This is a genomic window from Parapedobacter sp. 2B3 (assembly GCF_041925275.1).
GTDB lineage: Bacteria > Bacteroidota > Bacteroidia > Sphingobacteriales > Sphingobacteriaceae > Parapedobacter > Parapedobacter pyrenivorans_A.
Genome location: NZ_JBHEUZ010000017.1, coordinates 23540 through 47348 on the forward strand (window position 1 = coordinate 23540; position 23809 = coordinate 47348).

A 23809-nucleotide genomic window follows, 5' to 3' on the forward strand; every position below is an offset into this window, starting at 1 on the left:
GATGGTTCTTAAAAATTCAGGGTTGCGCCGAAGCTATACGTTGCTACATTGGGGTACGTAGACCCCCGGCCGTTGCCCAATTCGACGTCCCATAGTTTGAACTCCGACAGGGTAAGCAGGTTGATGCCCGAAAAGAAGATGTTTGCGCCCCGCAGGCCCGCCTTAGCCACAAAGGCTTTGGGTAGGTCGTACGCAAACTGCAACGATTTCAGGCGGAGGTACCGGCCGTTTTGCAACCAATGCGTGCTGGTCACGTTGTTGGCATTGAGCTCGCCGATACTGAGGCGGGGGTAAAACGCATCCGGGTTGGGATTCGCTTCGGTCCACCGGTCGCCGATGTTGCTCATCAGATTGCCGTTGTTGGTGCTGAACCGGAAGGGAAAGACGCCTTCGCCGTTGACGAGGATATCCACGTTACTGATGCCCTGGAAGAGTGCCGATAGGGTGAACGCCTTGTAGCCGAACGTGAAGCCTGTGCCATAGACGATCTCGGGGATGTCGCCGTAACCGATGGGCACCTCGTCGTTGCTGTCAATTTTCCCGTCGCCGTTGATGTCTTTGTAGCGGATGTCGCCGGGCCGTACGGTGCCGGTATGGAAGGGGGCGTTGGCAATCTCGGCTTCATCCTTGAAGTAGCCGAGGGCTATACGCCCGAAGTTCTGGCCGACCTTGCGCCCCGTGCGGTATTGCCATTCGTATGGCCAGGGGCGGTCGTCTTCCACCACTTCGTTGCGGTTGAAGGTGAAGTTGCCCAATACTTGCAGACGGACGTCGCCCCACACCTTCTGGAAGGTGAGCTGCCCTTCGATGCCTTGGTTGTCTACCTTGCCGATGTTGCCATAGGGAGCGTTGCGCACGCCGAGGTAGCCGGGCAAGCCCTGCCGACGCAGGAAGATGTCTTCGCGCTGCTCTTTGAACAGGTCGGCTTGGATATTCAGCATGCTGTTGAAAAACCACGCCTCTATACCCAGGTTGTATTTGGTGGAAGTTTCCCACCCCACGTTGACCCCGATTTCGTTTTGCGCCTTGCCGTTATACCCGTAGCTCTGGTCTTTGCCGAACTGGTAACCGTCTACATTCTCGTATACCGTATTGAGGTAGGCAAAGCGGCGGCCGCCGATATTGCTGTTGCCCACCTTACCCCAGGTGGCGCGGAATTTCAGAAAGTTCATCACCGGCTTGACGCCTTCGAAGAAAGGCTCTTCAGAGACCACCCATCCGAGGCCCACCGACGGGAAAAAGCCGTACCGCTTTTCGGGCGCGAAGTTTTCAGACCCGTTATAGCCGAAGTTGACCTCACCCAGGTATTTATTCTGGTAAGAATACGTACCCCTACCCGCGATACCGAGGCTGCGGTAGGGCAGGGAAGACTCCAGGTTGTCTGCCTGCGAGTTGGACTGGTCGCTGAGGTTGAAGAGGAACATACCCGTAACGTTGTGGTCGCCCACCGTTTTAACGTAGTTCAGTGCGGACTCGACGTACAGCTGCCGCGATCCGGCCGCCTCTTTGTTATAACTCAGGAAGCGTGAGCCGGTGTATTTCTGGATGAACTCCAGCTCGCCCTCGGCGTTGCGTCGCTCGGCATGCCACGTGTCGGATGCTTTCGTGCGGTTCTGTTTGTTGTAGTTGGATGCATCGAACGAAGCCATGGCCGTAAACGACAGGCCGTCGAGCACGAAGGGTAGCTGCTGGGTGATGCGCAGGTTGGACATCACGTTGTTGTCCCAATAAGTGGAATACCCAGTTTGGGTGAGAAGGGCATAGGGACTGGTGAGACCGCTGGTGCTGAGGTCGCCAATGCGCCCGTCGGGGTACCGTGCGGGGAATGATATGGGCGTACGCTCATAGGCGGCCCCGAAGATGGTGCCCTCGCCCCTACCGGGCGAATTGCCCACCATAAGGTACCCCTGGACCCCCAGCTGGATATCGGTGGTGACCGTAGGCTTGAAGGTGAGGTTGGTGGTGACGTTGAACCGCTTGGCTTTCGACTGGAAGTCGTAGTCGATAGTCTCCACGTCGCGGTACTGCCCTTCCTCCTGGTAGTAGCCAAGGCCAACGTAGTAGGTGGCGCGGTCGAAACCGCCATCGATATTGGCGTTCATGGAACGCATGCGGCCAAAATCGCGGAATAGCTCATCGAACCAGTCGACGTTGGGCGACAGGTACGGGTCGGTACCGTCGCGCGTTTCCGCTATTTTCTCCTGTGAGTAGGTGGGCGTCTGCCCCATGTTGATGTTTGCTTCGTTGACCATCTCCATGAAGGTGGGACCATCGGCAAACTCGGGAAGTTTCACGAACCGGGTGATACCCTCGTTGTAGCGCACGTTGAAGCGCGGTTTGCCGGGCGACCCCTTCTTGGTGGTGAGAATGATGACACCGTTGGCACCACGCACACCGTATACGGCCGTAGCTGAGGCGTCTTTGAGCACGGAGAAGCTCTCAATATCCTCGGGATCGATGTTACTCAAGCTGCGCGGTACACCATCGACGAGGATCAGTGGTCGGCTCAGGGCGGCGTCGAGCGTAGCGATGCCGCGTATCCAAATATCTGAGCCATCATACCCGGGTTCACCTTTGCGCTGCACGGCAATGATGCCGGGGATGCGGCCAATGATGGAGTTCGACAGGTTGCGCACGGGCAGCTTCAGTTCTTCCGGCTTGATGGTGGCTTGCGAACCCACCACACTGATTTTCTTCTGCTGGCCGAAGCCCACCACCACGACCTCGTCGAGGCTCGACTCCTCGGCGGCCCGAAGCACCACGGTGAGTGTGCGCTGGGCGCCCAGCGTGATTCGCTGTTCCACATAGCCGAGGTAGGTGAATACCAGGGTCGCGTCCGGCGGTGCGGCGAGCACGAAGCGACCGTTGATGTCGGTAGCCGATCCGATCTGGGGGCTACCCGCCACGTAAACCGTTACGCCGGTGAGGAAGTTGCCCACCGTATCTTGCACGGTACCGGTAATCTCGATGGGCTGTTGGACCGTGCTAGGCGCTGCTACCGTGCGGATAGGCTTTGATTGCGGCTTCAGCAGCACGAAGCCATCCTTAACCTCGTAAGTGAGGTCATAGTTGGCCAATACATCGGCCAGTATCATCTTTACTTTCTTATGGGCGGAGTAGGTCACTTCCGGTGCCTTCGGCAACGCCGATGACTGATAGGCCAGCGGCACACCCGTTTGCCGTTGCAACTGCTCCAGCGCCTTGGCCAGGGATAGGCCATTGAACCGCACGTTCGCTTTTTTCTCCAGCTCGTATTGTGAATATCCCGGATTGGCCGCCAGCACCAATCCGACCGTCATGCTTGCCACGCAAGCAAACACCGATAAACGCATAATGAATTTAGATGATATACAACTTCTTAAACATATATTTTTTTGCATATTTGCATAACTGAATAGGGTAAACAATTCGTAATGACTCAGGTAGCCGCAACAAGTTTCTCAGGCTTTCCGTTGCGGATACCATTCAGTAAAGGAGTCGGTGAAACGTGGTTTTGCCGACTTTTTGCTTTGGGCTATCGGGTTTATTCGGGTGCTTTTTTCTTTTTCATCATCAGGTTGGTTAGTAAACATTCATCGGTATCAGCAGCCTTTGCCCCGGAGGAGCCATGTTTGCTGTGTTTTCACTGCGGTGCCCTGACGCAGGCGGGCCAGCGTGTGCAGTACCTGTTCGAGCGACTTGTTCATGGCCGGCAGGGTTACCTCGCAGCCCTTTATAGCCTCATCCACCTCGATCTGCTCGCCATAGTAGCGATTGAGCTGTAGGGCTATCTGTTCTATACGCGTGTTGTAAAAAGCAAGTTCACCGGTTCGCCAATTGGGCGCGCTGCCTTGGCCGAGCGCCAAGCCGCCCGATACGGTATCAACCGATAGGTATTGATTGGCCGTGAGGATGGCTTCCTTGCGTGCCGTATCGGCAGACCAAGCGTCGTCTACCCGAGCAGGTCGCTGTAGGCCCAACGTTGACCACCAGGATGTCGGCTGATCCACGATCTGCCGCACGCGCTCTTGGGCAACGCTCACCACCTGCACCTTTCCCTCGGCCACGGCAATCCCGGGGGCCAGATCGGTATCTACGTTGAACGCCGTGCCCAACACCTTGGTGGTAAAATCTTTGCCAACCACGAAAAACGGACGCTTTGGATTGTGGGAAACCTCAAAAAATGCTTCGCCACTCAACTGCACCACACGTTGTGCTCCCTGGAATTGCGAGGGGTAGGAAAGCGTGGACTTTCCATTGAGATAAACGACCGTACTGTCGGGCAGTACGATACGTTGTTGTTCACCGGCTGCAGTAGCCAGCTCCTGCCAAACTTCGGTATCCGCGGCACGCTTTTGCAAGAGATAGGCTGCACCCGCCACACACAAGAGTGCAGCAGCGGCCGGAATAAGCCACCGGCGCAGGGGCCTGATCTTCTTTCTTGGTCTAACTTGCTGCCAGATTTCCTGCCGCATACGCGCTGCCCGTTGTCTGTCCAGCAGCAATTCATCGGGTTCGGCGGCAAGAAACGATTGCTGCATATCGTGGAGCAACGCCTTCAGCGTCTCCTCCTCTGCATGTGCGAGCAATTCAGCCCCTTCTGCTTCCGAAATTGCGCCCGACCGATACTTCCGAATCAGCGCTTCCAACCGTGACGCCCTGCTTTCCATGATGCCTTTTCTATAGAATACGGAAAAAGGATGTCTATGGGGGGGTGCCTATTACATTTTTTTGACAAGATGATTCGTTTTCTATAACTGCTGAAACGATACGGAAAAGGAAATGAACAAGAAAGCCCCGAAACGGGGAGGATCGGGGCTTTACTAACTAACCAATTATAAACCTAAATTATGAAAAGACAATGTTATAAATTTTACTAACTGTCTATATAACGCACAGCTCGCCGTTTTGTTGCTATTAATTTGTTAAGAGATGTTAAATAACATTAACCCGGGTCGATACGGGCCTGGATTTGGTCAATTAAAACCCGGTTGGGGTTTAAATTGAGGTAAGAGTCGGACGCCTCGGCTTCTACCAACACGCAGGGCTCTTCACTGGCGTCAATGAATAGCTGGTCGGAATCTGTCAATTGGACGATACCGTTGTGTAAATCGATAATAATATTGCTTTTGAATAAGGTGTTTCGGAAAACTAAATGGCATTGCAGGACAATCTTCTCGTCATCTGCCGAAAGGAGTTTCAGTGGTGGGATGACGAGGTTATTTTTCAACTTTTCAAACAACGCCCTTTCCGCTGGTTGGATATCTTCCCGCCAGGGGATTTCCTTGGCATCGTTCAGCAGATAGAATTTGCCGTGCCGGCCCACCGCATTGTCAAAAAAGAAGAGGGCGTAGTTGATGGCCGAATGCCGGTCCAGCTGCAGGTCTGTTTCTCCCAAATCATAAATGACTGTATTGTCAGTACCTAGAAATATGGCACTGTGCTCACTGATTAAGACGTGCTTATAGACATTTGATTGAGACGAACGGATCTTTATTTTGCATAGATCGTATGTTTTATAAAAAGGCAGCTCAATGATGCTGATGTCAAACTCGCTCAGGGCGGTTGGCAAACTCGTTACCGGCTTCAGCAGCTTCACGATGCGCTCTTTTTCGGCGGCATCATTTATTTCCCGGACGGGCAAACCAAACGTTCTTACCTCGGTGCGCAGGCTTCTGAGGCGCAAGCACTCGCTTCGCTTGTTGATCAGTGTTTCGGCTTCATCCAATCGGTCTTGCTGTATCAGTAGTTCGTAGGCCAGCATCATCCCGCGAAGTAAAGACGGATGGTGCATACCGAACTTGTTGATGGTTGTATCCAAGTGGTCAACAAATGCCCGGATGATTTTTTGTCCAAATTCTGCCCTTAGTTTTTGTTCAGACGGAAGGCCCTTGAGGTGATCGTAGCATTTGACGTCTAGATCTGAAATAAGGGAATACGCTTCACCGAAATGCTGGGTGAAAATGGCCACCGCTTTGTGGTAATAACCCAGCCACGTGCCTACCCCTTCGCCTTTGTTGATAGCAAAGGTAACTTTATGTGCATAGTAGTAGCCGAAGGATGATTGCTCCTCATTGTGATTTGCCTTGTAATATTCGTAAACTTTGACCAGCAGCTCGTCTGCCGCGGGGATGTGCTCGCTGCCACTCATTAATAAATAGGTTGCGGCCAGGTTCATAATGCAGACCGCTACATTCTCGTGATTGACGTCTTCACGCAGGTGCAGTAGGCTGACGGCGCGGTTGTGGAAATAAACCGCTTCTTCAAATCGCTCCTGTTTCCTGAATAGCTTCGCCAACTCGTGTGCCGCAATGGAAGTGTACTGGAGGTTTAATTCCGCTTGCTCTAATTCGGCGGCAGCCAGTTCGCTGAAATGATATACGCCACTGCTATTTTTGATTCGCGGGTTTTTCGCTTCGTTCTCGTCAAGTATTGAAAACAGCTTGCTTTTTAGCTGCTTGTACATATTGAAGAAAAAGGCCTCCGCTTCCCGCTCACGGCCTATTTTTGCGAAGTACCGGTTGTAGGAAAAGTAGTCGAACCATACATAAGGTGGCGGGTCACTAGATAGGGTCGATGTAAATAATTGCATGATTCGGTAGGCCGTGCCGAAATAATGTTCGCAGCCTGTCAAATCTTCCAGATCAAGTTTGATATTAGCCATCAACTGGAGTGGCATATGATAGTAATTGAGGATGGTTGTCTTTTCTTCCGTGGTGAGTTCGTCTTCATACGTTTTCAGGTATGCTTTGTCCTTGTCGTCATTTCGGTAGGCACGCTTCTTTTCAAGATAGTTGTTCAGCTCCTTGATTGTGCGCATATGTTCGAAGTAGCCCAGGGAAATGGCGGTATACTTTTCTCTCTCGGTGGTGTTGGGGTGGTGTTCTCCCATGGCATAGAAGAAAAGCGCCAATATCTCTTTCGCTTCGTCGGTTAGTTCCGCTACGTTGGTCGATTCAAATACCGACTTTAGATTTTCATGGATGCTCAGGTAATAGTTGAACTGGGTAGTGGGGGCCACGTTAGCGGCCGATCGGATTAGCGACAGCGTCTCCGCGCCCAGCGAAAGGCCCTTTTTCTTTTTAACGATATCTTGGATGAGGGGCGACATCTTGTAGAGCGCCATCCTGTTTTCGCGTTGCTTTTCGAGCCATCCGCTTTTGTATAGGTAATTTATGTCTTCGCCGAAGTCGCCCAGGTGTACAAGCAGTTGCTTTAAGACGGGATATGGGATGCTTTCGGCAGGTAGGATGGAAAACACATGCAGTATCTCCGTTTGCCTGTTGCTCAAGTCACTTATTTCATACATGGCCATAATGATGTCTTCTACGGTTCCTTCCACGTCTGATTCGACGACGGTTTGGCTCCCCAACCCCAACACGCCTTTCTGCCGCAGGTTTTCCAGTAGTTTGGAGAGGGGGTACACTTCTTCGTCCCGGTTTTCGATGTGCAGTCTTTTGGATAACAATTCGATAATTTTAGTGTTTCCGTGTGCCAGCCTGAATATATCAAAGAACAATTCGTCGTCTTCGGGTAGATGGAAGGGGTAGTGGCATTTAAACAGTTCGAGCCCTTTCTCTTTGGTCAATTCCGGTAGGTGGTACACATGCATCGTCTCAAATTCTTTGATCCGGGTGGTGATGAGGATGTGGAAATTGCTTAAGCGGCCCAGCAGGGCCCTCACCTGCTTCAGGTCATCGATGCGGTCAATATTATCCATGACCAGCAGGCATGGGCGGGCCAGGTTTTCCAGTTTGCTGACCAGCGCCCTCAACTTCACTTCATCGGGCAAATTGCCTGCGATCGGCAAATGGAGCATGTCTGCATGTGCCAGGAGTGCCTCCTTGAAATGGCTTTTCCCCACCGCCCACATTACGTGGCTGTATGCCGAGTGGAACGAATGGAAATACTGGCTGGCGATCGAGCTCTTGCCCATCCCGCCGAATCCGGAAATCAGCAGGATAGCGGCCCGGTGCTGGTCGAAAAAGGCACGTATGTTGTTTAAATCGTGCTCCCTGCCGATGAACACTTCGGGTTTGGGTGGCGACGAGAGCTTGTGTACGACGGGCTTATTCTCGTGGAGTACATCGAGTTTATCAACCAAGTCTGCCAGCCTGGAGTCAATGCCGCTGATACCCGTATTCAACACATGGATGCTGCTGTGTATCTCGTTCAACTTATGGTCAATGGCGTCAAACCGGCTATGCATCTGGCTGGTTATCTCCGAAAATACCGCTTTAATGCCCTGCAGGTTCGACTCAGCAATCGCATAGACTTCATCGGTCCATCGTTGCCATTCCTTTTCTTGCTTCTTTTTGTCGAGAAAGCTACCCCCGTTTTTCAGCTCCCCGATAGCCTGTGCGATTTCCTGCAGCGCGGCGGCGTTGTCGGCGTTTTGGGCCCTCAAGTCTTCCAATATCCAGATTTGGAATGCCTTGAAGCCAACCTCGTGGTGTTTCAACGACTCTTTGAATGCCAGTTCAAAACAATAGGGAAGATGTGCCGTAAAAAACGACCTCAAGGATTCGATCGTTGCCGCGTCCAAGGCGGTATCGGCCTGCGAGAAAAAGATGTCTACAATGGCACCCAGAAATTTTTCGGGATGCTTTACATCTTCCTTGTTTATGTCGATGGCGCCGCCCTCGATAATTTCCTTCCGTATCTGCTCGATGTTTGCGTCAAAAAAACGATCGATCTGTTTGAGCAACTTCTGCCGTTCGTTGTCTTTTCGCGGAGTAAACTTACTCTTTATCACCCGGAAGAAGTTTTCCTCATCGCCGAAGCCTTTCAGGTACGACGATCGGATGTATTCCAACGCCGCAATGCTCGACTTCTTAAATAGGTTTTCGAGGTCGTGGTTGATTTTGTCGGGGTCCGTCCCCTTGTTATTGATTCGTTTCAGTAGGTGGTCAAAACCGTGGTTGCCCAGTTTGGCAATATGGTTGGAGGCAATGTTGGCCGAAATCGATTCGCAGAGTTTCGCAACGAGGGGAGAGAAAGGGAGCGACAAGCCGCCGGTGCCCGATGCCAAAAGTATATTTGCCCCGCCGCTTAGCAGCAAGCCACCGATGGCTTTTACGTGGTTTGAATCAATTTTCATCATCATTATTCTTTATTGGCCGATGAGCGCTTGACATGGCCAAGCCTCCCCGGAGGCGTTACTCCCGACCCAATCAACTATAAGCGCATGAGACATAGGTTTACTGCAAGTCTGTGGATGGCGGCGTACGATCCATGCCGGACCACCCACTTAGCAAATATACTGCAAGTACCCGATGGTTGAAATACTCAACAATGAGTATTTTAAGAATATCATGCGGTGACCAAAAAAAACCCGTCTCGTTTTAAACCAGACGGGTCCGCCCCAATGGGGTTAGGGGCTATCAACCTAAACCTGTACTTATAACGGAGAAACGGAGCGTTTGTTTTGTGGGGAGTAAAAAAAAACGTGACCATCCTTGTTTTTGAGATAGACGGCTACAGGGTGGAAATGCGCGGTATCAAAGTGGGGCGGTTCAAGCTGGAGGGATTTCGGGGCATCTTTTCCTGCCTGAAAGAAGTAAGCCTTCGTCATGCTGCCGTAATCGTTGTGGGGTAATAGCTCACCGCACCCCAGGTAATCAGCATCAAGGGTGTCGGCCACGCTGAAAGCATATATTCGCACGATACCGCCCTTGTTCTGCTCGTTGCGGACAAATGCGATTTCTTCGAACCCCCCTTTCAAATCGGCCGGTCCCCGGCGTTGCAGGAAGTCCTGAACCAGCAACGCGCCAAAGGCGGCAACCACCAACCCGATAAGTAACTTACGGTACCGCTTAACCATGATGACACAAAATTACGAAATACTTACTTGGGTTATTCTACCGATTCGAACGTTTTGGTTTTTACGAGTTTTAGGAGCGTCGTGTCGCCTATGTTTTTAAATAACGGAAAGCCTTTTTCCCATGCGCGGTCGTGATCCTCATGAAACACTATCCCGCTGCTTTTACCTTAGCCAGCTCCGTGACCAGGTCGGCCGGCCGGAACGGTTTATTCAGGATACCCAGAATATTCATTTTGGCAAACTTCAGCCTGGTGTCGGCCATGATGTCTGCGGTAAGGATGATGATCTGGATATCGGGGTATTCCCGGCAGATGATCTCTGACAACACGAAGCCATCCATCTTGGGCATGTGCAGATCAACCAAGGCAACTGCATACGATCCGCCCATCAAATAACGGAGGGCTTCCTCCCCATCCGCCGCGCAATCGGGTACAATATCCAGCTCTTCCAGCTGCTTCTTGATAACCGTGGTACTGATGGGGTTATCTTCTACGAGCAATACTTTCATGCTTCCGAATTTTCCTTGGCAAGCAGCAGAACCGACCAGAACCACCCCGGAAGCGGTCGAGGTGTCCTCCACCGGAAGCGTAAAACGGAGGTCAAAGCAAAATTCAGCCCCGCTTCCGGGGGAACTCCGGAGCCGGATATGACTATCGTGCAACTCAATAAGCCGTTTAGTAATGGTAAGCCCCAGCCCAAACCCTGCATAAGGTTGATTGGGCTGCTGGATCAACTGCCTAAAATCCTTAAATATTTCCTCATGATAGACTTCCGGGATACCGGACCCTGTATCTTGTACCGAAAAATGCAGCGTGACGGAATTGTCCGATTGCGCCAATTTCCGCACAGCGATGGTAACCGATCCTATATCCGTATGTTTGATGGCATTACTCACCAGATTGTAAAGAATCTGGCTGAGACGCGTCGGATCGCCCGTAATCCGGGCCGGGACAGCCACATCGATCTGTGCCACCAACGCAATGCCCTTCGCCTCGGCCATGGCTTGAAACTGGTTCCTGATATTGTCAACCAATTCCAACAGATTGATCTCCGCCTGGATCAGCCGCAACTGCCCGCTTTCCATTTTATTGAAATCGAGAACATCATTGACAAGCCGAAGCAGGTGTTCTGACGAGAACAGCAAGTTATTGATCGTTTCTTCCTGCTCGGGCAAGCGAATCTGGTTGAGCTGGTTGCTCGAGCCGATGATGCCAACGAGTGGCGTCCGAATCTCGTGGCTCATCACCGACAGGAAGTCCGATTTGACCTGAGCAGCACGCTCGGCTATTTCTTTGGCCCTCAGCAATTCGATGGCTTCCAACTTCTCTTTGGTGATATCCCTCAGCGCGCCAATCAATTTGACAACTTGGTTATTCTCCACTACGGGTACGGCCCGTACACGCACCCATTTGGCTTCGTGCTGCGGGGTGTTTACTTGCAGCTCCATGGTATAGGGCTGCAAGTCTACTTTGCATTTTTCGAGCGACCGAATCACCACTTCCTGGTCAGGCTCGGTATAAAGGGAAACATTCGTATCAAAATTGACTATATCGGTATCCTCCGGCAGACCGAATATAACGTACATCTGACTTGTCCAGGATACCTCACCAGATAACAAGTCGTATTCCCAGCCGCCTGTTTGACTAAGCTGTTGGCTGATATTCAGCAACTCGTTACTCCGCTCAATTTTGACTTGGGTTTCCCGCAACGCGCGTTCCCGTTGAACCTCTTCGGTGATCTCCCGGACAGCTAATGCGAATCGCTGATCTTCGGGCCCGCCGTGTAGTACGACCGGTACAACCTTCAGCTGGTACCATTTTTCGATTGCCGCATCGATATGTGGGTATTCGATGGTCGTCTGTTTACCGGTGCGGATCGTCCGGGCAACGGGACCCGCAAAGATGGGTGCACGCTCTTCGCCGAGGGCATGTGTGATCGTTTTGCCCAGAAAGTGCTCCTTCGGCATAAAGAGCTTCGATTCGTCCAAAACCCATACATTCTTGAATACGTGGTTGCCGTCTACTTCGAAAACAATGTCTTCGATCAGCGTCATCATATAATTGAGACGGCGCACTGACTCCCGGTCTTCTGACATATCCTGTATATACATCACGACGGGGCATGCTTCTTTTTGATTTTCAGTCGCCCGGCAGAGGTCAATGCAACAATAACGCGTGCCTAGCCGTGGATGCATGACAGCGATTTCGCAACGGCCTTTGGGCTTCTGACCCGCCTCGATTTCTTTCAGTATGTCCATAACCTGGCGCAGATGCGCTACAGATACGAACCCGGTCCATCCAAAACCATGCATGCTGCGGTCGGGAATCCCAAAAATAGAGCAACAGGCTTCGTTGGCAAACGTGCACCTACCTTCACCATCTGCCAGTAAAACACCGATAGGTGCATATTGGAACACTTCCCTCATAATCGTTTATGACCTTAGATTACCCCTATTCAATAGCTCCAAAAGTTACTTAGCTTATTGCTATTAGTCATATAAAGATAGTTATACTAATTCGAATTATATGGGTAGAAATTTTAAAAAAACATTTGATGCATCAACCCTATAGCGGAAACGGCCAGCGAACAGGAGCTTCTCTTAACGACCTGGGAAAGAGTGGCACAGCTCGTCCTTAAGCCTGGTAAACACTTTCAGTGAAAGCTGAAAAATGGGGCTCATGATAAACGTATAAAGAAAGGTAACAAGGAACACCGGCCCTCCCAGCACGTAACCCACGAGCAACACGGAGCACTCAACGACAATGCGCGCCTTGCTGACGGAAAGGCCCGTACGCTCTGCCATGGAAAGCATAAAGCCATCACGGGGCCCGGCACCTATTCCGCCCGATACGTACAGGCCGCCGCCAATGCCTACGATGACGATCCCTACCAACAACCACACGTAATCAGTCCAGGCAAAGCTGGCGGTTGGCAACACATCCAACCAAAGGAAGAAATCCATGATGGGGCCGATGAGTAGGGCATTCAGAAAGGTCCCGAGGTTGACATACTTTCGACCGACGAAAAGCGATACCGTTATCAACATAAAACCGATGATAACCGTCCATATGCCTATAGAGAGCCCGAAGCGCTCAAAAAGGGCAATATTCAGCACATCCCAGGGATGTACGCCCAAGTGCTGCATTTTTACGGAAATGGCAACCCCCAATGCGAAACACACCAACCCTGAAAAATAAAAACTGTAGCGAATCAGCCAATTTCTCAGGCTATCGTTCTTGATAACGGTTCCCATATACGGCGCAAAGATACTTATAAGTTGCCCAGTAGCATCCATGCGCTCGGCCTACAATTCTACCAATCGACTTTTTTTGGAGGGACGCTATGGCGTACGCCTTACCGTAGCAGACAGCAAGCGCCGCAATTCCCAAAAATCTTTGACATGTATTGTTTCTATTTTGACAACATACGCTACGTACGCTCCCCTTTCGGATAAAGATCATTTTTTACCCCGCTTTTAGTCAAAAAATACCCCTGTTTTTCAACCGTTCTTTTCAACTTTGTAGTGCTTGTTACATTGATTGCAATGACCAACTAGATGAGAACGACGATTTATAGCATTGCGCTCTGCTTAATACTGGGTAGCGCAGTTTACGCCAAGCAGCGGAACCACGCCGACGGGCCAACGGATGCTTACGTGAAGCATGCCGCCCAAATACTTAAAAGGCAAACCTTGCGGGAAGCCAAGCGTGCCTTACGGGAAACGCCGATTACCATTACGGCCTACCGGGCATCGAGAAGCGCCGGTGGCCTGCATGATTTTCATTCGGAAGGCGACTACTGGTGGCCAAACCCCCAGGACCCGGATGGTCCCTATATCCAGCGCGACGGCCTCAGCAACCCGGACAATTTCGTGGAACACCGCCTGGCATTGATCCGCTTCAGCGAAATTATCGGTACATTGGCATCCGCCTATAAGCTAACCGGAAATCAGAAGTATGTCCGCGCTGCGATTCCACACCTGAAAACATGGTTTATCGATGCTGAAACCCGCATGAACCCGTCGTTGCTGTATGCGCAGGCCATCAAAGGCCAATTTACCGGACGCGGTATCGGGATCATCGATACCATACACCTGATGGAGGTGGCCCAGGGAATCCGGGTCATGCAGGCGCACATCGAGCCCAATGAATTGGAACTCCTCAAAGCGTGGTTTGCAGCCTATTTAGATTGGTTGATGACCCATCCGTATGGTGAGGCGGAGATGAATGCCAAAAATAACCACGGCACCTGTTTTGTGATGCAAGTAGCTGCCTTTGCCGCGCTCACCAACGACGAAAACCGGTTGTCATTCTGCAAGGAAAGGTTCAAGCAGGTATTGCTACCCGATCAAATGGCGGCCGACGGCAGCTTCCCCCGCGAAATAAACAGGACCAAACCCTATGGCTATTCGCTGTTCAACCTGGATGCCATGGCCATGATTTGCCAGATACTTTCATCAGAAGAAGACAATCTGTGGCAATACACCACCCCCGATGGCAAATCCATGGAGAAGGGGATTCGCTACTTATTCCCATACGTTCGCAACAAAGGTACATGGCCTTTTCCAAAGGACGTAATGTATTGGGATAACTGGCCCGTGGCGCAGCCTTTTCTATTCTTTGGGGCACGTGCCTTCGGCATGGATGAGTGGTTTGAAACGTGGAGCCGTCTTGACCATCGCCCCGAAATGGGCGAAGTGGTGCGGAATTTACCGATACGGCACCCCCTCATTTGGATAAATTGAACTGACGGAAATTTTGCAAATCGGCTTATCCTTGTTGATGGTCGGGGATGGATTTACATATCCAACCGGAGCTTTTCCTCGCCCTTTACATCAAGCACTCGAAGCGTCATCTTTTCCCCCGTTTTCTCAAGCACCATCATCGTAGCGCTTTGCGGGTTGTTCCCCCCTCCCACTACTACCGGGAAATTGTTGCCGGCGGTATGCTTCGGGTGGTAGGCGAACCGATGGGTATGGCCGTTCAGCGCAACATCAAACGGGGCATCTTTGAGGATATCCCCCCATTCTTCCAAGCTCGGGTTGTAACTCCCTTCGCGCTGGCCATAGATGGGAATATGGTGCACCAACACCCTCTTTTCCGCGTTTTTGAACGCATCACTACCCAGTTCACCCTGCAAGAAACCAGCCTGGTCTTTCCGTAGGCCCGTGAAATCGTTCAACCCGTAATATACCCAGTGTCCATCGTCTTTATCCTCGCCACAGTCAAGCATCACAATCCGGGTATCGCCCCAATTGAATGCGCCATAGGTTTTGTCGCCCACGTAATCCAACAGGTCGCGGAGCCCGATGGAATAGGCGTTCCGGATTTCGTGGTTGCCACGCATGTAGAAAACCGGAACCGTTTCAGCGCCGAAATGCTCATTCATATACGACATGGACGCGACAGCCTGTGCTTCATCCCTCGGATCGTCGATCACATCTCCGTTTAAGATGACAAAATCATAATCAACATCCTTGATCAGTTCCGAGAACATGTCCACAAGCTCCCGGCGCTGATGCAGGTCGTTGAAAACAATGGCCGTAAAATCGGTGTCATCCGCTGAAGGCAACCTAAAGGTATATGTCTCAGAAATAGCCGTGTCCCCAAACGCTTTACGGTACGCCTCATAAACGGCAATCTCCCGGGAGCATACCCGGTAACTGTACGTTTTGCCCGGCTCGAGATTTTCCAGCCGGAACTTATGGTGGTAGTTGTTGCAAAGCATTTGCCCATCCACATAAAGCTGGAGTGTTTGGTCCAAATTACCATCGGTGCCATATTCCACCCAGCTGTGTACCGGCACGTTGGTAAGCCACGAGATGGTCATCCCATTTTCGGTAGGGTTTTGCAGGTAGGGCTTGGTACGGAAAATGTTACCCTTCGCAGCATGCAACCGGATCTCGGCATAAAGCGGGCGGTGGTCCGATGCGACTTCTTCTGCAATCACTCCCCTATTCGTCAATCTCGACCAGTTTTCCGCACCCTTATAGCCATAGATATAGTCGATACAGGTATTGGGATCGGTTGCCGGATAGGTGTTTTCCTTGGGCGAGGTCAGCGCGGTAAAGGATTCCGCCATCGCTTCCTGTTCCGGCGAGTCTGGCGTTGCGTTCATGTCTCCGGCCAGAAAAAATGGCTTATCCAGCTTCTCCGCTTCCCGTTTGATGATTTCAACCGCTTTCAGGCGATCTTCGGCGTTCAGGGAAAAATGTGTGCAACCAAAATAATAGGTTTCAAGTTCGACGATAAGGAGCATTCGCGCCTCTTCACGTCCGGGCAGCCCCATCCGCCGTACGCTTAATGGTTTTTCCTTGGAAAGCACCCCTATCCCGTACTTTCCGCCGTCGAAATCGATCGAAGCCGCATAAGTGGGGAACATCAGCGTATTTCTGGAAAGCACATCAAGGACATCAACCCCGGCACTCCTGTTTGTTACGCTGTCTAGCTCCTGGATGGCAATGATATCCGGCTTGGCCCCATTGATCACATCCGCTATCCGTTGATAGTCGGTGATGTTGTCCATTCCCCTCGCGTTGCGAACGTTATACGACATCAGCCTGATGGAGTTTTCCTCCTGCACCGGCAGTTCGCCTGCGAATGACGATACAAAAAAGATAAATCCGCAAAACAGTACGATGGTTCTCTTCATAACACTAAATTTCATCGGGATAGGGACTGGGTTTTCCATTTTCTTTAAAGGTAGGCATTTGGGCCTTTACAGCCTTGAGATACCTTCCCAGCTTTTTCGATAGTTTATCAACCCTGCCAGTCTCTGATGGAGCAAGGTCGTTATTTTCACCGATATCTTTAACTACATTATACAGCTCCTTTTTCCCATCCTTATGCCAATAAATAAGCTTCCAATCATCCTCGCGGATGGTACTTGTAGCCCCTATTCCGGGGCCTGTCGGCCCCCAGCTATTCGGGAAGTGCCAAACCAACGGCATCTTTCTGTCTGCTCTATTATTATCGAGCAACACGTCCTTGAATGATAGCCCATCTATCGGTTGTATGGTTTTGCAATCCGTTATGCCTGCTATATCCAGCACGGTGGGAAATACATCTTCGATGAGTACGGGAAGGGCTGAATTACTATTTCCGTGGATATTATTTGGCCATTTTACTATCATGGGTATGCGAATCCCGCCCTCATATGCCGAGCCTTTACCGCTTTTCAATGGTGCGTTCCATTGATGAATTGCCTCTTTTCGCCCCCGATCGTCTATCGCAAAACCACCGTTATCCGAAAGAAAAAAGACGATGGTATTTTCAGCTATTTTGTTCCGATCTAAAAAGTCCATGATATCACCCAGGCTTTTATCCATGCCTTCAACCATTGAGGCATATTGTGCTTCTTTTTTGGTAAGCCCCCGATCCAAATACGGCTGTATAAACCGATCGTCTCCGTAAAAAGGAACATGCACCGCATAGTGTGCCATGTATAAAAAAAATGGCTTATCCAGCATTATCGCATCGTCCATACACCCTATTGCTTTTTGGGTTAGCGCTTCTGTAAGGAATATATCCTCGCCGTGAAAAGCCGAAAGGCCGGGGACGCCCCATGGCGCCTTATAACTCCCATCCGCGTTATTGCCAAAATTTTCAGTACCGAGATAACTTCCCGGTCCGCCGGCCGCATGCCCGGCAATATTCACATCAAACCCTATGTTTAAGGGGTTTTCAGCAGGTGTTCCCATGGCACCGAAATGTGCTTTGCCCACATGAATGGTATGGTAGCCTGCGCCTTGCAGTAACATGGGCAATGTGGTCGCTTGAACAGAAAATTCGATATCGCTCCCGGGCTGTAACCCATTGATATTCCATTTCGGGTAATTTAACACCGTATCCGCGGCATCTACGCTTTGATTCCGTTGCAACGTCCAGTTCGTTACCCGATGCCTTGCTGCATTCATTCCGCTCATCAGGCTTACGCGTGTTGGCGAACAAACACTACTTGCATACGCCTGCGTAAACTTCATGCCCGCGTTAGCCAATCGCTCCATATTCGGGGTAGCGTACATTTCATTCAATGGCGTACGTTCGGTCCAAAAAGGAACGGAAGTATCCTGCCACCCCATATCATCCACTAAAAACACAATGATATTAGGCTTTTCCTGGCCTTGCGCCCCTACCACAATAAAACTTAATACCAATGCAAAAACGATGCTTTTCATACCAGAAACATGATCCGTCATTCAAAAAAATCAAGTTCAGCGATAGACAAGGAGTTGCCTCCACCCGCTATCACGGTAGATTCAACACGTATATACCGCGTGATGAACTTTTCCTTGAAACGATGCGTCCGCGTAGTTGGGTCGTTAATTAAATTTCCGAATTCAAACGATGCCATCGTTCTCCACCGCTTGCCATCCTCACTGATCTTTATCACTCCTTTTTCCATCATCCCTTTATCTGTTTTATGCTGGGGCGTATATGAAAAGGATGAAAGCGCATAGGACTCTCCCAAATCCATCGCTATAAATTGTACGGGGCCCGTTTCGTCAGACTGCCAAAAACTTTCCGGTACTGCATCGATGGCCATCGCCGCTCCATGACTTCCAATGGCACTACTTGCTGCCAAAATCTTCCAATCCTTTTTTATAATACCGAAAACCTCGTTTGCTTCGGCCCCCACGTGATCTCCGGATATAGCTACGGCCCTTACGTTGCCCGTTTTGACAACCATCGGCTTGTCATAAATAGGTGATTGCGCGTTGACTTCACTTCCGTCTAACGTATAATGGATTTGATAATTTACATGTAGGTTTTCCAAAATGTCTTCTCCGTGAGGCTTCCAGCTAAATCCATCCTTCAAAGGCTCGATGGACACCATTCCATCCACATTTCTTCGAAAGGCCAACTGGGGAGGTCGGGTCGGCGCGTAGTGGGCACTTACCGTACCAATAGCCGGCCTCGCTCTGCTACTCAGGATACGTAGTCTAAAGCGATCGGATGATACGTCGGGGAAACGAAGAATACGTTTATAACCTACGTTTGTTGCGCTGGCAATTTCTTTCCATCCGCCATTTGACCAAACATCAAGTGCATGAATTTCAATACGTTCACCGTGTACTCGAATAGCTTCTTGGATGACAAATCGATTGATATTGATCGGTTTCGCTGTCGAGAAAACGAGTTCATTTTGCCCCTCTTTTAGTAGCGTGTAGGTTTCTGGCTCCCCATCAAGTGTTTCTTTAGGGCCCTTCGCGCCTTTCAATAGATTTTGCCCGTAAGTCGCTTCTATCCGTGCCCCTACTTCATGCAGTGTCCTTACATCTGCTGCAGAAAACCTTCCATCCCTGTTGGGTGGGATATTCAGTAAGAACGTAGAATTGCCTCCTACGGACCGCTCGTAAATATCGAACACATCGTCCGCACTTCTCACCTTTTGGTACGTGTCGTCCCTGTAGAACCATCCCTCACGTATCGACGTATTGGTTTCAGCTTGTTGATAATGTAAATAGTTGGCCTCCCATAATTTATCGCGGCTTCCTAAATCCTCTTTTGTCAAATCCGGGAAATTATTCATGTTTGATGGGTCATCTTGATAAGGGATGACGTTCCACTCTGTATCACGGGTCCCGCCGGCTTCATTTCCACACCATCTGACATCCTCTTTCCCAAATATCACCGCCTCAGGTGCTAACGTTCTGATCAACGCTTTCCATGCTGCATAATTATATCGCTGCCCTCCCTTTGTCTTAGGATGAGCGCCATCAAACCAGACCTCATGGATAGGCCCATATTCCGTAAGGAGTTCAAATAATTGATTCAGGAAATACTCGTTGTAATCGTCTACCTCAAATTCAAAAGTCGTTTTATTGGCAAAGGGACTTCCGGGTACGTCGCGCGGAATGACCCTTTTCGTATAATTGCTCAAGTTGCCATACAGACCTTCCGGGTTTTCGATCTGGTATAAATCTGCGGGCGATAGATAGACACCGAGCTTCAACCCGTATCGTTGGCAGGATGCCGATAGGTCTCTTAAGACATCGCCCTGGCCATCCCTGAAATCGGTAGACATGATACCATGGTTGGTGTAACGGCTTTGCCACAGCACAAAACCGTCGTGGTGTTTTACCGTAAGGATAACCATTTTCATTCCGGCAGCTTTCAGTGTGCGGCACCATTGGTCGGTATCCAACTCCTTGAGGTCGAAAACGCTGGGGTCTTCCATCCCGTTGCCCCATTCCATCCGTGTAAACGTATTTGGACCAAAATGGATGAACGCAATAAACTCGTTCCGTAAGGCACTTAGCTGGTTTATGGAAGGCACCACATGCGCGGCTTTTTCGATAATGGTCTCTTTGCTATCCCCTTCATCAATCCGGATGGTGTTCTGGGGCAGCATGGTGTTATTTTGTGCGTGAACGCAAAACAGGAATGCCATGTTGAAGCATCCGATAAGGAAGTTTCTCTTTTGTTTTATCATCATATCTTATTCAAGATCCTATTTTTTTTCCTTTTACCAAGCTCATAGAAACGTACCCAGTCGATTTCCATTTCCACGGGCAGCTCTTTGGGGTGAACAGGGCCCACCCAAGATCCACCTAGCTGCATGTCAAGGAGTAGGTAATAGGTGTGGTTACCGAATGGGAATTGCCCTTCTTTGTCTGTTTCAATGCGTGGATAGGAAAAGGTTTTTTCATCGTTGATGTAGTATACGAGACTGTCGGGATACAACTCAACGGCATAGGTATTGAAATCATCGGGGGCTATTTTCCCTGTAGCACCTGGCTTTGGATCTTTGATATTTAAACGATACGTATAATGCGTATGTACGGTTTGGTACGCAATGGAATCATGATTTAAACGTTCCATGATATCGATTTCGCCGCCGTCCGGCCATTTACCATCCTGTGGAAGCAGCCAGAAGGCCGGCCAAGCCCCTCTGGCACCGTTGAGTTTAGCCCTTATTTCCCATCGCCCAAAACCAAAACTCACCTTGTCTTTTGTATAGACCCCGCCGGTCAGGAAACGGGCTGTGTCGTTGGGTAGGCTATGGTTTACCAATCCTTTGAGTACCAATTTTCCGTCGCGCCAGGCATAACAGGAATCATAATCGCTCATGTAGTTGTTCCAGTCTGATGTGCCTCGAGGTATCTTTGTCCAGTAGCGCGGGGAGAACGTTGTCTGCCCATCGAAACGCTCTTCCCATATCAGGTGCTTCCGGGGAAGCTTAGAAGTCATTGAACAGGAGCTCAAAAGCACGAACATGAAAAATAAAATCCTCAAAGGTAGTTTGGTATACATACGAAAGGCGGTTTAAAGATATCGTCAGTTCCTCTATAACGCGTGAACCAAATTTACGGCAATAAATCTAAAACAATAGGTAAGTGATCGGAACTCTCTTCTCCGTACATTACGAATGCATTTTTCACTTTCCATTGGTGGTTCCTTCGATAAAGGACATAATCAATTTGACGTTCAGGTTCCATCGAATTGATGGTTTTGTATGGACCGCCATGTTGGTAATTCACCCATCCAACGCTTCCAAGCTTTTTAAGCACATCACTATCCGGTATAGCGTTCAAATCGCCCGTTAAAATGGCTGGAATAGTGAGATTTTGGAGAAAAGCTTGTTCGATAACATCAACAGCCGCCAACCTGGCGTATTCAGACCCAATCGTAGACAGCCAATCAAAATGCGTATTGATGAATCGAACCATGCCAAGCTTTGATGATTTGCCTGAAAAATCAATGTCTATCGCCATAGCTTGATAGCGACTAGAACTCGCGCTAGGTATCGATTCATTTCCTACCCACTTAAATGGATATTTACTAAGTATGGCGTCACCATATCCGTCCATCTTACCTAAAGATGGGCCAAAAACGACATTCATCCCTGTTAACCTTCCGAGCTCGGCCGCCATTAACGAATCTCCAATCTCCTGCAACCCAACCAAATCCGGGTTGGCCTTCTTAATCACCGCGGCAATATTATCCAAGCTGTATATCCCGTCCATTCCGATTCCGTAGTGGATATTATAACTCATCACGCGAATGTGGTCATTGATAATGGAATCTAAAGCCTTCCCTTTGCCGGCCAGAAGCAGCGTCAATAACGACATCAAAAAACTGCGTAAAATCGCTTTTTTCATAACATATAAATAGCTATGGACAGAAACGGGAGGATGCCGTGATGCGGCATCCTCCTTTTCCTCATTAATTGACCCATCCCGGGTTTTGCCCTAGCTGCGGATTCAGCGTCAATTGATTGGTCGGTATCGGGTATAGATAATCCCTATTGACATCGAATTTAAACCCCTGTGTACCCCCATTTAAGGTGTTTTTAAAGATTTTGATATATCCATCGGCATCCACTTCAAGCTGCGCAACCCGTTCAGCAAATGTATTCTGGCGGGAGAGGTCCGGTTGTGCCTCGGGCAAATAGTCTGAAAAATTAAAGTTTACAAACTGTGCCTTCTTGGCTCCAAGCGGTATTTTCCCTACAATCAGCTCATCTGCCGCCGCCCATCGCATGATATCATCCACCCGGAAACCCTCGCAGGCCAATTCCACTTTGCGTTCGCGACGAACGGCTTGGATGATAGGCGATAAGTTGGCGAACTCGAAATTAGGGTCAATCGGTACGTTCGCAGCCAAGTCGGCCATACCGCCTCCGGCGCGCTCCCGCAACTTATTGATACTTTTATCCAAGTCGGCCTGCGTCATATTGCCAAGCTCTGCTTTGGCCTCGGCATAGATAAGCAATACTTCGCCGAAGCGGAAATAGATCAACGCCTGTAGGCCTTGGCCCGCAGCACGGGCATCGGCATACCGGAAGTTGTGGCCTTTGTAAATTTGGTAGCCCGTTGGGCAGGATTCTTCCGAGTCCCAACCATCGAAAGCCGGCGCGATAAAATACACCGACGGGCTGGCTTGTTGCCACCGGTAATGCTCCATATCGTTGATTTGGATGGTCTGTGTTAAACGGGGGTCGCGGTCCGCAGCCACTTTAAGCAGTGTTGCGTCGTCATAATTGGGTGCAACCGGAGTACCATCGAGTTTCAGGTAGGAGTCGACCAAGTTCTTGGTTGCTCCCCTTCCCGATCCGTTTGCGGAGTAGCGGTCCCATATCGAGTTGATGGCACCCGCTTCGTATTTCCTCCAAAAGAGGACTTCTTTACTGCCTGCATAATTTTCTTGATTGAACAGATCCCTGTAGCCAAATTCCTCGCCTACATTATCCAATGCCGGATAACCGGACGATTCAGACATGGCGATAAGCTCTCCGGCTACCGCAGCGGCCTTTTCAAGGAATTTTTGGCTCTCGTTGGTCGCAGGTGCAAAGGGGGTGCCGGCATGGTATTTTTCCCACGTGCCTTCATAAAGTGCAATCCTTGCCTGCAAGGCCATGGCGGTCTCTTTGGTCAAGCGCCCTGTCCAACCCCCGGCGCCACTTGGCAGATATTCGACAGCGTTATCCAGATCGACCATGATATTACTAACCACCTCGTTTCGCGGCAAACGCCCTGCATATAGTAGTTCCGAATCCATCGTTACGGTAGTGGCCGCCCAAGGGAGATCTCCATACCGTCGCAGCTTGCTGAAATAAAATACGGACCGGAAAAACAACGCTTCGCCTACGTATTGTTTTACGGCATCGAACGATGTCAGCTCTTCTACGACCTTATAGTTGTCTAAAAAATAATTGATGCTGCGCAGGGCTGCCCAATCGCCCGTACCCCACCCATCGCCATCGGCACTGATGGTCTTTTCACCATTCATACGGGTATTGTACAGGTACCGCACTTCGGTGTCACTCCCATCGTCGGCATCCCAACCGTAGGGTCCTATAGAGCCCCATCCGTCTTCCCTCGTCAATAGGTCGGTACGGTCATACAGACTATTGGTATACAGTTTCAGATCGTTGGGCGTTTTCCAAAAATTCGCATCGCTTATCTGGTCGAGCGGGCTTCTTTCCAGAAAATCATCCTTACAGGATACCGCTAGCGAAAACAAAGTCAATAGGGCTATTAAGTTTCTTATGGTTTTCATTTTC

13 protein-coding genes are annotated in these 23809 nt (G+C 50.1%); 1 reads left to right on the forward strand and 12 read right to left on the reverse strand.

Annotated features, from left to right (window positions below):
- Positions 1-8: 8 nt before the first annotated feature.
- From ACEVG1_RS17020 to ACEVG1_RS17045, 6 genes are all read right to left on the reverse strand, one after another.
- Complete coding sequence (locus ACEVG1_RS17020) at positions 9-3332, reverse strand: SusC/RagA family TonB-linked outer membrane protein (RefSeq protein WP_374744925.1); 3324 nt, start codon at positions 3330-3332, stop codon at positions 9-11.
- A gap of 249 nt (positions 3333-3581) precedes the next feature.
- Positions 3582-4649, reverse strand: a complete 1068-nt coding sequence (locus tag ACEVG1_RS17025) for a FecR domain-containing protein (protein WP_374744926.1) — start codon at positions 4647-4649, stop codon at positions 3582-3584.
- Positions 4650-4924: 275 nt separating this feature from the next.
- The gene (locus ACEVG1_RS17030; RefSeq protein ID WP_374744927.1) at positions 4925-9085 is read right to left on the reverse strand and encodes an AAA family ATPase; all 4161 of its coding nucleotides are present in this window, start codon (positions 9083-9085) and stop codon (positions 4925-4927) included.
- A gap of 294 nt (positions 9086-9379) precedes the next feature.
- On the reverse strand, positions 9380-9802 hold the full coding sequence (locus tag ACEVG1_RS17035; protein ID WP_374744928.1) for a hypothetical protein: 423 nt from the start codon (positions 9800-9802) through the stop codon (positions 9380-9382).
- 148 nt (positions 9803-9950) lie between these two features.
- Positions 9951-12227 carry an ATP-binding protein gene (locus ACEVG1_RS17040; RefSeq protein WP_374744929.1) on the reverse strand — a complete coding sequence of 759 codons (2277 nt, stop codon included), beginning with the start codon at positions 12225-12227 and terminating at the stop codon, positions 9951-9953.
- A gap of 174 nt (positions 12228-12401) precedes the next feature.
- A complete protein-coding gene (locus tag ACEVG1_RS17045; protein WP_374744930.1) occupies positions 12402-13055 on the reverse strand; it encodes a YitT family protein in 654 nt (217 codons plus the stop codon).
- Between the two features lie 303 nt (positions 13056-13358).
- Here ACEVG1_RS17045 and ACEVG1_RS17050 point away from each other — a divergent pair, with 303 nt between their 5' ends.
- Complete coding sequence (locus ACEVG1_RS17050; protein WP_374744931.1) at positions 13359-14546, forward strand: alginate lyase family protein; 1188 nt, start codon at positions 13359-13361, stop codon at positions 14544-14546.
- A gap of 53 nt (positions 14547-14599) precedes the next feature.
- On the opposite strand, the gene ACEVG1_RS17055 is transcribed toward ACEVG1_RS17050, so the two are convergent.
- The 6 genes from ACEVG1_RS17055 to ACEVG1_RS17080 form a co-directional block, all read right to left on the reverse strand.
- The gene (locus ACEVG1_RS17055) at positions 14600-16453 is read right to left on the reverse strand and encodes an endonuclease/exonuclease/phosphatase family protein (RefSeq protein ID WP_374744932.1); all 1854 of its coding nucleotides are present in this window, start codon (positions 16451-16453) and stop codon (positions 14600-14602) included.
- Positions 16454-16457: 4 nt separating this feature from the next.
- Positions 16458-17978, reverse strand: coding sequence for a sulfatase (locus ACEVG1_RS17060; RefSeq protein ID WP_374744933.1), 1521 nt, complete (start codon positions 17976-17978; stop codon positions 16458-16460).
- 17 nt (positions 17979-17995) lie between these two features.
- Entirely contained in the window at positions 17996-20239 is a 2244-nt protein-coding gene (locus ACEVG1_RS17065; protein ID WP_374744934.1) for an alpha-L-fucosidase, read from the reverse strand.
- A complete protein-coding gene (locus ACEVG1_RS17070) occupies positions 20236-20994 on the reverse strand; it encodes a glycoside hydrolase family 16 protein (RefSeq protein WP_374744935.1) in 759 nt (252 codons plus the stop codon). The genes ACEVG1_RS17065 and ACEVG1_RS17070 overlap by 4 nt, the downstream gene beginning before the upstream one ends.
- A 116-nt stretch (positions 20995-21110) precedes the next feature.
- On the reverse strand, positions 21111-21905 hold the full coding sequence (locus ACEVG1_RS17075) for an endonuclease/exonuclease/phosphatase family protein (RefSeq protein ID WP_374744936.1): 795 nt from the start codon (positions 21903-21905) through the stop codon (positions 21111-21113).
- A gap of 64 nt (positions 21906-21969) precedes the next feature.
- Positions 21970-23805, reverse strand: coding sequence for a RagB/SusD family nutrient uptake outer membrane protein (locus tag ACEVG1_RS17080; RefSeq protein ID WP_374744937.1), 1836 nt, complete (start codon positions 23803-23805; stop codon positions 21970-21972).
- Positions 23806-23809: the final 4 nt, after the last annotated feature.

Excerpts from the sequence above, each read along its gene's own strand:
- ACEVG1_RS17020 (WP_374744925.1), bottom strand. The coding sequence starts at position 3,332 with ATGCGTTTATCGGTGTTTGCTTGCGTGGCAAGCATGACGGTCGGATTG.
- ACEVG1_RS17025 (WP_374744926.1), bottom strand. The coding sequence starts at position 4,649 with ATGGAAAGCAGGGCGTCACGGTTGGAAGCGCTGATTCGGAAGTATCGG.
- ACEVG1_RS17030 (WP_374744927.1), bottom strand. The coding sequence starts at position 9,085 with ATGATGATGAAAATTGATTCAAACCACGTAAAAGCCATCGGTGGCTTG.
- ACEVG1_RS17035 (WP_374744928.1), bottom strand. The coding sequence starts at position 9,802 with ATGGTTAAGCGGTACCGTAAGTTACTTATCGGGTTGGTGGTTGCCGCC.
- ACEVG1_RS17040 (WP_374744929.1), bottom strand. The coding sequence starts at position 12,227 with ATGAGGGAAGTGTTCCAATATGCACCTATCGGTGTTTTACTGGCAGAT.
- ACEVG1_RS17045 (WP_374744930.1), bottom strand. The coding sequence starts at position 13,055 with ATGGGAACCGTTATCAAGAACGATAGCCTGAGAAATTGGCTGATTCGC.
- ACEVG1_RS17050 (WP_374744931.1), top strand. The coding sequence starts at position 13,359 with ATGAGAACGACGATTTATAGCATTGCGCTCTGCTTAATACTGGGTAGC.
- ACEVG1_RS17055 (WP_374744932.1), bottom strand. The coding sequence starts at position 16,453 with ATGAAGAGAACCATCGTACTGTTTTGCGGATTTATCTTTTTTGTATCG.
- ACEVG1_RS17060 (WP_374744933.1), bottom strand. The coding sequence starts at position 17,978 with ATGAAAAGCATCGTTTTTGCATTGGTATTAAGTTTTATTGTGGTAGGG.
- ACEVG1_RS17065 (WP_374744934.1), bottom strand. The coding sequence starts at position 20,239 with ATGATGATAAAACAAAAGAGAAACTTCCTTATCGGATGCTTCAACATG.
- ACEVG1_RS17070 (WP_374744935.1), bottom strand. The coding sequence starts at position 20,994 with ATGACTTCTAAGCTTCCCCGGAAGCACCTGATATGGGAAGAGCGTTTC.
- ACEVG1_RS17075 (WP_374744936.1), bottom strand. The coding sequence starts at position 21,905 with ATGAAAAAAGCGATTTTACGCAGTTTTTTGATGTCGTTATTGACGCTG.
- ACEVG1_RS17080 (WP_374744937.1), bottom strand. The coding sequence starts at position 23,805 with ATGAAAACCATAAGAAACTTAATAGCCCTATTGACTTTGTTTTCGCTA.